General features: G+C 29.9%; 11 protein-coding genes. 1 reads left to right on the top strand and 10 read right to left on the bottom strand.

Annotated elements, in window-relative coordinates:
* Positions 1–63: 63 nt before the first annotated feature.
* From AB3K27_RS04190 to AB3K27_RS04165, 6 genes are all read right to left on the bottom strand, one after another.
* Positions 64–804 carry a YebC/PmpR family DNA-binding transcriptional regulator gene (locus AB3K27_RS04190; RefSeq protein ID WP_368489997.1) on the bottom strand — a complete coding sequence of 247 codons (741 nt, stop codon included), beginning with the start codon at positions 802–804 and terminating at the stop codon, positions 64–66.
* A gap of 116 nt (positions 805–920) precedes the next feature.
* Positions 921–1,565, bottom strand: a complete 645-nt coding sequence (locus AB3K27_RS04185) for a YigZ family protein (RefSeq protein WP_368489996.1) — start codon at positions 1,563–1,565, stop codon at positions 921–923.
* 61 nt (positions 1,566–1,626) lie between these two features.
* Positions 1,627–3,048: a PLP-dependent aminotransferase family protein gene (locus tag AB3K27_RS04180; protein WP_368489995.1), complete on the bottom strand. Its 1,422-nt coding sequence runs from the start codon at positions 3,046–3,048 to the stop codon at positions 1,627–1,629.
* Between the two features lie 56 nt (positions 3,049–3,104).
* Positions 3,105–4,001 (bottom strand): nucleotidyltransferase domain-containing protein, encoded by an 897-nt coding sequence (locus AB3K27_RS04175; protein WP_368489994.1) that lies wholly within the window; start codon positions 3,999–4,001, stop codon positions 3,105–3,107.
* Positions 4,002–4,173: 172 nt separating this feature from the next.
* On the bottom strand, positions 4,174–5,946 hold the full coding sequence (hflX, locus tag AB3K27_RS04170) for a GTPase HflX (protein ID WP_368489993.1): 1,773 nt from the start codon (positions 5,944–5,946) through the stop codon (positions 4,174–4,176).
* Positions 5,947–6,103: 157 nt separating this feature from the next.
* A complete protein-coding gene (locus AB3K27_RS04165) occupies positions 6,104–6,235 on the bottom strand; it encodes a hypothetical protein (protein ID WP_368489992.1) in 132 nt (43 codons plus the stop codon).
* A 175-nt stretch (positions 6,236–6,410) separates the two neighbouring features.
* Between AB3K27_RS04165 and AB3K27_RS04160 the strand changes: the two genes are divergently transcribed.
* A complete protein-coding gene (locus AB3K27_RS04160) occupies positions 6,411–8,759 on the top strand; it encodes a transglycosylase domain-containing protein (RefSeq protein WP_368489991.1) in 2,349 nt (782 codons plus the stop codon).
* A 316-nt stretch (positions 8,760–9,075) separates the two neighbouring features.
* On the opposite strand, the gene sigF is transcribed toward AB3K27_RS04160, so the two are convergent.
* From sigF to speE, 4 genes are all read right to left on the bottom strand, one after another.
* Entirely contained in the window at positions 9,076–9,831 is a 756-nt protein-coding gene (gene sigF, locus AB3K27_RS04155) for an RNA polymerase sporulation sigma factor SigF (protein ID WP_368489990.1), read from the bottom strand.
* Between the two features lie 9 nt (positions 9,832–9,840).
* On the bottom strand, positions 9,841–10,269 hold the full coding sequence (gene spoIIAB / locus AB3K27_RS04150) for an anti-sigma F factor (RefSeq protein ID WP_368489989.1): 429 nt from the start codon (positions 10,267–10,269) through the stop codon (positions 9,841–9,843).
* Between the two features lie 14 nt (positions 10,270–10,283).
* Complete coding sequence (spoIIAA, locus tag AB3K27_RS04145) at positions 10,284–10,619, bottom strand: anti-sigma F factor antagonist (RefSeq protein WP_368489988.1); 336 nt, start codon at positions 10,617–10,619, stop codon at positions 10,284–10,286.
* 566 nt (positions 10,620–11,185) lie between these two features.
* Positions 11,186–12,013, bottom strand: a complete 828-nt coding sequence (gene speE, locus AB3K27_RS04140; RefSeq protein ID WP_368489987.1) for a polyamine aminopropyltransferase — start codon at positions 12,011–12,013, stop codon at positions 11,186–11,188.
* Positions 12,014–12,033 lie beyond the last annotated feature (20 nt).

Below are 12,033 nucleotides of genomic sequence, written 5' to 3'. Positions count from 1 at the left end.
ATTCCCTAAAATAAAAAAAGACGTCTTTTAAAAACGTCCTTTTTTACAGCTGACATATGTATTTTATTCTTCAAATTCATCTGGAAAATCTGCATTATGATAGACATTTTGAACATCGTCATCATCTTCCAGCTTATCTATAAGTTTTTGAACTTTTCCTGCAGCATCCATATCAACAGCTACTGTATTATCCGGTATCATTGTAATTTCTGCTGATATAAATTCAAGACCCTCATTCTCCAATTTTTCTCGCACACTTCCAAAATCTTCTACGCTTGTAATTATTTCAAATACTTCCTCTTCAGTATTAAAATCCTCTGCACCTGCATCCAATGCCTGCATCATAATTTCATCTTCATCCATATCATCTTTTCTTTCTACTACTAATTCACCTTTAGTTTGGAACATCCATGATACACAGCCATTAGCTCCTAAATTTCCACCTTGCTTTGAAAATATACTCCTTACATTACCTGCTGTTCTGTTTTTATTATCTGTTAAAGCCTTAACTATTACTGCTACTCCATTTGAGCCATATCCTTCATAAATTATTTCTTCATAATTTACCCCTTCCATTTCTCCTGCACCTTTTTTAATGGCCCTGTTAATTGTATCCTGGGGCATATTATTGGACCTAGCCTTTGCTACAATGTCTCTTAGTTTAGCATTGTTATCTAGATTCGATCCCCCATCTTTAGCTGCAATAGCCAACTCTTTTCCTATTTTAGTAAATATCTTACCTTTTATCGCATCTGCTTTACCCTTTTTTGCCTGTATATTATGCCATTTTGAATGTCCTGACATATAAATTTCCCCCTAACTGCGGTGTTACTTATTTATCCGAAGGTATTATATCATATAAACATAATTATATACAAATTTAATTATCTAATTCAGCTCTCAGTCAACTACTTCAAAAATTATTCCTTGATAAGTCTATTATCCATTTTAAAATAAAATTCTTCATCACCAACTATTACTTCACACTTTCCATTTGTAACTTCTATAATTTCATTTATTAATTTATCTACATCTTCTATAACACAGTTTATGGATACTTTAACCTTATCGGCATATTCTACATTTTCTACATAAACTGATTTTTGTTCAAACATATACTGTAATTTACCCAAATTATAATAATCTATAAACATATCTACAGAGGAGCCCTGTACTTTTTCTACTATTTTACCCTGGTCAATTGCTGAGACTGCAGCTTTTGAGTAGGCTTTAATTAGCCCCGCTTTACCAAGCAATGTACCTCCAAAATATCTTGTAACAACTACAGCCACATCTGTTATCTTATGCTGTTTTATTATTTCTAATATAGGTATTCCTGCAGTTCCCTGAGGTTCTCCATCATCACTGTACCTTTGTATATTCATTTTTTGTCCAATTACATAAGCATACACATTATGAGATGCCTTGGAGTTTTCTGATTTTATTCTGCTTATAAATTTTTTAGCATCATTTTCTGTACAGACTCTTTTTATATTACCTATAAATACAGATTTTTTTTCTTCAACTCTAGAATTAGCCTCATCTTTCACTGTAAAATAGCTCATGAATAACCCACCTTTCCAATACCCTTTAAACAATTCACAGTTCACAATGCAAAATTAAATGTTATGCAATCATGATTTCACTTAATATTTTTATTCCATATTCTATTTCTTCTTCATTTGTATGAGAAAAACTTATCTTAAAATAATTTTTCCCCTCTAAAGCGTTTTTATAAAATAAAAGTCCGGGAGTAATTAAAATTCCCCTATCTTTTCCCTGTCTAAAAATATCTACAGAATTTAATTTTATATCTTCCTTAATTTTTAAATAAAAGTGTAATCCTCCCCCTGGTTTTACAAATTCTACTTTATCTCCCAAATACTTTAATATACACTTTTCCATGTAAATATATCTTTTTTTATAGGCACAATTTAAAGTTTCTATATAATTTTTCCACAACCCCTTTCTAATATATAAGTCTAAAGCTCTCTGCATAATACTAGATGTAGATATATCCGTATTAATTTTAGAATTTTGAATACTCTCCTTAAATACTTTAGGAGGTATTAAATATCCAATTCTTATACCGGGTAAAAATATTTTTGAAAAACTTTTTATATATACCACCCTATCATTATTATCTAAACTTTTAAAGCTATTATACTTTATACTATTATCATAGATTAATTCTGACAGATAATCATCTTCTATTATATAGAAATCATATATTTGTGCCAATTTCAATATTTGTATTTTTTTATAATTACTGCAGCTTATTCCTGTAGGATTCTGAAAATAACTCATGGTATAAAAACATTTTATATTATTTTTTTTAAGTATTTTTTCAAACTTGTCCATGTCAATACCATCTTTTTCAACAGGTACTTCAAAAATCTCCGTTCTTCTCCATTTAAATACAGATAAGGCTCCACTGTAAGTCGGCTTTTCCACTATTACACTATCATTTATATTCAATATTGCTTTTGAAACCAAATCTATACCCTGCTGTGCCCCGGAAATTATAAGTATGTCTTCTTTATCCACATTTTTATTCCAGAAAACACTACTTATACTATTTCTAAGACCTTCATATCCTAGATATTCCTGACAAATCAGGGCTTTAGCTCCATCTCTATCCAATACTTCATTTAAAACATCCTTAAAAAAATCTATCTGGAAAAATTCCCCACTGGGGGTTTCTCCTGTAAAATCTATATAATCTACTGTTTCTTTATTAAATATTTTTTTTAGAGCCTTAGAATATTCTCTATTAAAATTTTTATGTATGTCTTTTTTTTTGGCGTAAGTTCCACTTCCTATTTTTTGAATTGCATATCCCTCAGCTTGAAGCCTTTTATAGGCATTTATTACTGTAATATTATTTACATTCAAAAACTGAGCTAACTTTCTTATGGAAGGCAATCTTTCTCTATCCTCTACTATATTGGTATCAATTAATCTTTTTATGTGTTTTTTTATTAATAAATATTTGGGTATTTCTCCCTTATTTAGATCTACAAAATATTTATTTAAAATAAATTTCACCCCCCAAAACCTTAATCTATATTTATAAAAATACTTTTATTAATTAGCGTCAATAATTACATAAAATACACATTTTCTTTAGCTAAGGTAGTTCCATCCTTCATCTTATAGTCTCTTGTATCCTTCTTAAGTAAATTTTTCTGCCATAAACTATTTAATATTTCTTCCATATTTATGTCATAATTATAAAATAATCTATCATTTTTTATATCTTCGGAACTTAAAAAAGAATCCTTTTCTCTCATATAATTTAAAAGTACTTTTGTAATATTTCTTATATTCTTATCTATATATTTTTTAAAATAATCCATAATGTCATTTATAGCTTCAGCTACATCCAATTTACTAAAGAATAATTCCTCTACACATTTTCTAAAGCTATTATTTAAATTCATAGCAATAGTTACCGCATCTTTACTTATCATATGTCCCGAGGAATTTACATATAACTTTGAGAATTCTTCCACAGAACGTACTGCTGCAATATAAGATGTATATATAACATCATTTTGAAGATACTTTTTACATACTCCCATATTTTTAAATAATTCTCCAAGGTATACCATGTTCCATCTCTCTCTATCCAGATCAGGATAATATCTTCCCACATCATATTTAGATGTTATTTCCATGTCCTTTGAAAATACTAATCTGGAAGAAGATACTATTCTATGGATAAAGCCTCCCTTTAAGTCTTCTTTGGAAGATTGCAAAAAATTACTCTTACTCATAAGTTTAATATGGATTGGTATCCCCTTTTCTTCTGTATATATGTCTTTTAAACCAGTTCTCTTATTATCAAATACTACAAGCAAATCAATATCTGATTCATCCCACAAGTCTCCACTAATCATACTTCCAAAGACCATAACTGCAAGAACTGATTTATTAGCTTTAAATCTATCAATAGCACTGTTAAAAGCTTTTTGATATTGCAAGATAGTCCTTCCCATATAAAATGAACCTCCTTTTAAATTTAATTCCCGCAAACAAAGATTATTCTGAATTTTTATATATTATATAATATATTTTTATAAGAATACAATAGGAAGATTTTGAAGAAGAGTAATTGTACTTACACTGTACCTTTTTTTAATATTTCGACTTTAAAATATAGTTTACTATTCAATACATAAATTTTCTACACTTGTTATATACTTCTTCGTCTACCAAAGCACTTATATAGGTTCCCTGCTCCCTATAATCCTCCTGTTCTATTTTACAATTTCTGTGTATAAAAGCTACTGTAGCTTGTTCCGTATAGGGAATTAAATATTCCACCTTTTTTATACTTTGGGGAAGCATATGTGATATTTTTTCTAGAAGTTCTTCTAAATTAATATCATATTTAGCAGATATGTATATATTATCTATATTATACGTATTTTCTATATCCTTTATTTTTTTTGTTTTCACTTTATCTATTTTATTTAATACCAAAAGTATTGGTTTATCACTTATGTCAAGTTGGTGTAAAACCCTATCTACTGTTTCTATATGCTGACATACATTTTCTGAGGATATATCCACCACATGAAGCAGTAAATCAGAATAATAAACTTCTTCCAAGGTAGATTTAAAGGCTTCTATAAGATCATGAGGAAGTTTATTTATAAATCCTACGGTATCAGTTATTGTAATTATTCTGCCATCTTTTAATTCTACAGCACGGGTAGTAGTATCTAAAGTGGCAAATAACATATCTGCTTCGAACACTTTATCTTTTGAAATATTTTTCTTAGGCACAGCTATTTCACATAACTTATTTCTCAAGGTGGATTTTCCTGAATTAGTGTATCCAACCAGAGATACATTGTATATTTCATTTCTCTTTTCTCTTTGTACTTTTCTTACTTTTTTTATCTTTTTTAATTCTCTATTAATCTCATATATTCTTTCTCTTATATGCCTTTTATCTGTTTCCAGCTTTTTTTCTCCCGGTCCTCTAGTACCTATACCTCCACCAGTTCTTGAAAGAACTATACCAAATCCTGAAAGTCTAGCTAATCTATATTTAAGTTGGGCAAGCTCTACTTGCATTTTACTCTCTCTACTTTTTGCCCTGGTAGCAAATATGTGAAGTATTAATGTAGTTCTGTCTATTATCTTTATTTTTAAACTCTCTTCTAAATTTCTAGCCTGTGAGCCAGATATTTCATCATCAAAAATCACTACATTGGCATTATGAATTTGAGCAATTAATCCTATCTCACTTACTTTTCCTTTTCCCACATAAAAAGCTGTATCTATGATAGTTCTTTTTTGGAATATTTTTTCTAAAACTTTTACATTACAAGCTCTAGCCAATTCTTCTAATTCATCTAAACTCTCTTCACTATCCGTTCCTACGAGTATGGCTCTTTCTTCATACTCCTCCAGTGTATATATTTTTTTTATCAACTCTTCTATTTCATTTATCTTTCTTAATACATTATAATTAGCAGCTTCTTCCAGAGTCAGGTTATCCAAGACTTCACTTTCAACAGAATCTCCTTTAATACTTAAAAAACCTAAACTCATACCCGTAGGTCCTCTATCATTAACTCCTATGGCCGATATACAATCCAATTTCAATTTTATTAAAGCTGAAATATCTACTTTTGAAAGCTGTGAATTGCCATTAGGATGAGTGTGTATCATTCTAATTCCAGAAAGCTTATTTTCTGATGTATAAACTTCAATATTTACACTGTTACTGTCACCTACTGATATATTTAAAACCTTTCCTTTTCTATTAATAAGCACACTTATTTCTCTATTTAAATATATAGTATTTTTGCAAAGTATTTCTACAATCTCCATACTGCAAACAATATCTTTAGGTACTTTAATATCATATATTTCTTCTAATTCATCCAATATAGACTTTCTTATGCCTTCTGTATTTCCATATATCAAAAAATCAGCTTTAAAAAATCTATAAAAATCCAGTTAAATATATAAAAAATTATAGATTTAGTTCATACACTCAATATTGCTATTAGTGTACATAATAACATTTCTCTATAATGTTATACCGCAAGCCAACGGTACTTTTGTCACTTCCCTTCCAAAATTAAGCAACTAATTTTCCATCTTGAAAATATAGAGTAGTTACTTTATTTATATTCTTATAATTCAACTCTTGATTTTCTTTGTATTTATTAAAGATATTTATTGCAAAATTTATATCTCTATCTAAAACCATCAATATTTAATCTTACCATTTACCCTTCTAGTATACATTATATACTTATAAAGTAAAAATCATTTTCACATATTCCCTTGCCAAAATTCCAAAAATCATTTATATTTCATTAATACTTTAATTTATGTTATAATAATTAAAATTAAAATAACAATTTAGAGCAAGGAGGACAATTATGGTAAAAAGACATAAAAAGGCTCCATTTAAAACTTCTAAACTTATATTTACTATCTTATCCGGCTTATTGTTATTGGCATTTGTATCAATAATTGGTGCAAGCTTAGCTATTATAAAAAATTCTCCAACACTTGATGTAAACCAGATATTAAATTTAAATGAGCCTTCTGTTCTATATGATGACAGCAATGATGCTATGGATGTAGTAGTTACCCCACAACAAAGAACAGTAATTCCTTTTGATAATATGCCCCAGGACTTAAAAAATGCTTTTATCAGCATAGAAGATGAAAGATTTTATAAACATAACGGTATAGATTTGAAAAGAATTATAGGTGTAATATTTATAGATATCAAAAATAAGATTACAGGCAATGACAACATTCAAGGAGCATCTACTATAACCCAGCAGCTGGTAAGGGGTATATTTCTATCTTCCGATGTATCTTTTAAAAGAAAACTTCAGGAAATGTACTTATCTATAAAGCTTGAAAATAAATTAAGTAAAGATGAAATACTGGGAGCATATATGAATACGATATATTTAGGTGGAAGAGCATTAGGTGTTGAAGCTGCATCCCAGCAATATTTTAGGAAGTCTGCAAAAGACTTGAATTTAATTGAATGTGCCCTTATTGCGGCTATTCCCCAAAGTCCCTCTGTGTATTATCCCTATTCTGATAAAGCTAAAAAAGATCCATCCATATATTTAAACAGAACCAAATCGGTAATTACAAAAATGTATGAAAATGGATACATTTCTCAAAGTCAGTATACTACTGCCATAAAAGACATTTCAGAAGGTAAATTAGATATTAAACCAGAACCTACTGTAAGTAATACATATAACTATGAGTGGTTTACAGTACCTGTTATCACTCAAGTAAAAAAGGATTTAAAATCTAAATACAAGTATACTGATGAACAAATAAACAATTTACTTATGTATGGGGCCCTTAAGATATATACTACAATGGACAAGGACTTACAGAAAAAAACAGAAGATACTATAACTAACAATAGTGTTTTTCAAAATTCTACCACAGATGAAAATGGGATATTACAACCTGAAGCATCAGCAGTAGTTATGGATTATCATTCTGGAAAAGTAAAAGCTCTTGTAGGTGGTAGGGGAACTCAGCCTGCTAGATCTTTTAACAGAGCTGCCTCTGAAAATTACTTAAGATCCCCTGGATCTAGTATAAAACCATTAACTGTATACAGCCCTGCCATAAATTCACAGCAGTTTACATCTGCCAGTATTTTTGAGGATTCCCCATTATCCAATGAAATAGCCAATAAATATGCCTCTAATGGTGAACCTTATCAACCTAAAGATGATGACTACATTGGAGGTAATATGACTTTAAGGACTGCTTTAATGCATTCTATAAATCTAGTTGCCGTTAAACTGGAAGATAAACTGGGACTAGAAATTGCATCTGAATATGCAGAAAAATTTGGCATAACTTTAGACGAACATGATAGAGCCAGTATAGCAGCACTATCTCTTGGCGAGCTTCACCATGGTACAAATACCCTTACAATGGCTGCAGCTTATGGAGTATTTGGAAATTACGGTACCTATACATCTCCAAAACTTTATACTAAAGTGGAGGATAGAAACCAAAAAATTTTATTGCAGAATAAAACGGAAACAAAAACCGTTCTATCCAGTCAAACTGCCTATATACTATACGATATGTTAAAAGGACCCGTTAGTGCAGAAGGTACAGGATATAATGCGAACTTTGGAAATATGGCTGTAAGGGGTAAAACTGGTACTTCCACTGATAGCAAAAACCTGTGGTTTTGTGGATTAACTCCATACTACTCTGCAGCAGTATGGATTGGCAATGACAATAGTTCCACATTATATGGACTTAACAGTAACTCTGCAGCCAAACTCTGGGCAGATATAATGTCTCCTTTCCATGAAACTTTAGAATCAAAAGAGTTGGAAATGCCCTCTGGAGTGGTAACTGCAGCAATCTGTTCTGAATCTGGTAAACTTGCCAGATCCAATTGTTATAAGGATCTTACAGGCAACAAGGTTTACAACGAATTATTTATAGAAGGTACAGTACCTACAAGTTACTGTAATATGTCCCATTCGTGGAATATATTTGACAACCTTCCTAACAAAAATACCAATAGAAGTCAATATAAAAGGAATACTAACAAAAATACAGATACTGATAAAGACAACAACAAAGATAATAACAATACTGTAGATAATAATAATTCCTCCGAAAAAAATGATGATAATGACAAGAATAATTCAGGAAAAAAGGATGAGACTCACACGGATAATTCTTCTACAGAAACATCTGTTGAAAATAACTGATATATTTAAGTATATTAAGTTAAATTAAAATTCCACCTTAGTATTTTAAGGTGGAATTAATCTTCGGGGTAATACTACTTATATGTTATTTTAATTTTTTTATCCGAATGCTACCATTATTAATACTCCCATCTTCTTCAAAGTGGGAGATAAACACTGCTACACACCTGGATAAGTTCTTCCCCTAAAGGATAACGTATTCTAAGTGCTAAAGACACTAAGAATACTGTTAATAAGGTTCATATGGAGAAAAGCATTTCTCTATAACAAACTCCACCTGAACCTTAGAATCATTTGATTTACTACATTTTGCAGATCATTCACTTAAAATTTCTCTCATGATTTTAAGTACTTTTTTTTCAATTCTAGAAACCTGTACTTGATTTATTCCTAACATTTTTGCCACCTGTACTTGAGTTTTATCCTTAAAATATCTTAGCATTATAATCTGCCTGGACTTTACATCTAAATTTCTTAAAGCCTCTTTTAATGCAATTCTATCTATAACTTCCACATCTTCCTTAGGATTTTCACTTATTTTATCTATTAAAAGAACAGGTGACCCATCATCTTGATGTATAGTATCATATAGATATTGCAAACTATTGGTAGACTCTGTGGCAAAAAGTAATTCTTCTGTTTTTACTCCTGAATATTCAGCCAATTCTTCTATAGTAGGTTCTCTGTTCAATTTTTTTGTAAGTGCTTCTCTATCATAATGAAGTTTCTTAGCTGTATTTTTTATGCTTCTGCTTACTTTTATCATTCCGTCATCTCGGAGAAATCTCTTTATCTCTCCTAATATCATGGGTACAGCATATGTAGAAAATTTCACATTATAAGTTTCATCAAAATTATTTATTGCCTTCATAAGTCCCATACAGCCTATTTGAAATATATCTTCATATTCATATCCTCTATTTAAAAATTTTTTACTTATAGCTGAAACCAATGGTAAATTTAGTTCCACTAGCTTGTTTAATGCTTTTTTGTCTCCTTCTTTTGCACATTTAATCAATTTTAGATTATCATCGTAGCTATATTTAATTTTTTTTACTGTTTCTTCACCCATATCATTCACCTAACTTAATGAATTAAAAACCTTTTTCATAATCAATCTTGTCCCTTTGTTTTTTTCAGATTCCACTTGAAGGGAATCCATAAATGTCTCCATTACAGTAAATCCCATTCCTGATCTTTCTAGTTCAGGTTTAGAAGTATAAAGAGGTTGCATGGCGACATCTATATCCTCTATACCTATACCATTATCTTCTACTATTAAAGTTAGCTCTTTTTCTTTAATAGTGGCTTCAATTTTAACTATACCTTCTTTGTTTTCATAACCATGAATAATAGAGTTTGTAACTGCTTCTGAAACTGCAGTTTTTACATCTGTTAATTCATCTAATGTAGGATCCAACTGGGATACAAAGGCCGCTACTGATACTCTAGCAAAACTTTCATTTTGTGACTTACTAATAAACTCTATTTTCATACTGTTATCATACATAATTTATCCCCCCATTAAATATTCTGAACTGCTTCCTCAATATTGTCATAAAGTCCTATAATTTTAAACATCCCCGATAATTCAAACACTCTTCTCACTGAGGGTGATACACCTACAATACATAAATTTCCTTTCTTGGCATGCAGCTTTTTATACCTTCCAATTACCACCCCTATTCCTGAGCTATCCATAAAGCTTATCTTTGAAAAATCCAATATTAACTTGTTCATGCCTTCTACATCCAGTTGATTATCGATTTTATTTCTAACTTCTTCTGTACTATGATGATCTAGTTCACCTTCCATAATAACTATAAGATTATCTTCTTTTACATAAAATTCTAAATTCATATACTATACAAAACTCTACTAAAACTAATACAAAAATAATCTGCTCTAATGTAGTTTTAGCGTTAAAATATACTTTTAACTTTAATTTACCATATAACATATGAGCCCATGTTATATGACTAAAGTTTAATATATAAACTTTAGCATATGCAAAATATTGCATAGTCCGAGTCAGACCTTCTTACCCCCCCTCTTATAATATTTTGCAATTCACGATTCACAATTTACAATTTACAATTGCAGTACTATTCCCCTACTTTGAAGAAACTGGGGTATTAGCCAATTTCAGTTTTCAGATAAAATATTTTACATTTATCAAAATAAAATACATGTTTTTAATATATTCTACACAGGAAATAATTTTCCTTTATTTTTTTGTATTTTTATCGATATTTTATTCATATTATTGACAGTTAGTATATTTTTAAACATATGTTGAAAATTTTTAATAGCTTTCAAGTATTTAAACTAAACAAAGATAATAAAAGGTTATTGATCTAGCTTATATTAAACCAAATCAATAACCTTTTGACATATTTAAAAACCAAATTATGGATTATCAAAAACTACCGGGTTAAATCTTCTACAAATTTTGGAAGTACAAAACATGCCTTATGTAATTCTTTAGTGTAATACTTTGTATCTATATCTAAAGCAGAAGATAAATCTACTTCCTTAGGATCATACTTTTTAGAACCTATGGTAAAACTCCAAAACCCACTAGGATAAGTTGGTATACCTGCCATGAACAATTTTGCAATAGGAAAACTTTCACTAACATCCTTATAAACCTGTTTTACTACTTCTGGCAAATAAAAAGGAGTTTCTGTCTGAGCTACAAATATTCCATCTTCTGTTAAACACTTATATATTTCCTTATAAAAGCTTCCCCCAAACAATCCCTCTGCAGCACCAAAAGGATCTGTGGAATCCACTATTATAACGTCAAATGCATTTCTATGTTCATGAACATATTTTATTCCATCTCCAATAAAAATTTCACATTTTGGATTATCCAGCTCACAACTTATTTCTGGAAGATACTTTTTACACTCATTAATAACTTCTTCATCAATTTCACAAAGTACAACTTTTTCTACGGTTTCATGTTTTAATACTTCTCTTACAGTCCCTCCATCTCCTCCACCAACTATAAGGACTTTTCGTGGATGGGAATGGGTAAATAAAGGTACATGAGTTATCATTTCATGGTATACATACTCATCTTTAATTGTAGTTTGTACTATACCATCTAAAACCAACATTCTTCCTAAAGCATAGGTATCTACTATAGCTAGTTCCTGATATTTAGTTTTCTTTGTAACTAAAGTCTCTTTTATTTTATAGGTCATAGCAGCATTTTCAATTTGACCTTCCTTTAACCATAAATCCATTGACAAAACTCCTTTCCTAC

Source organism: Clostridium sp. BJN0013 (assembly GCF_040939125.1).
Taxonomy (GTDB): domain Bacteria; phylum Bacillota; class Clostridia; order Clostridiales; family Clostridiaceae; genus Clostridium_B.
This window is presented reverse-complemented; position numbering and strand designations above follow the sequence as displayed.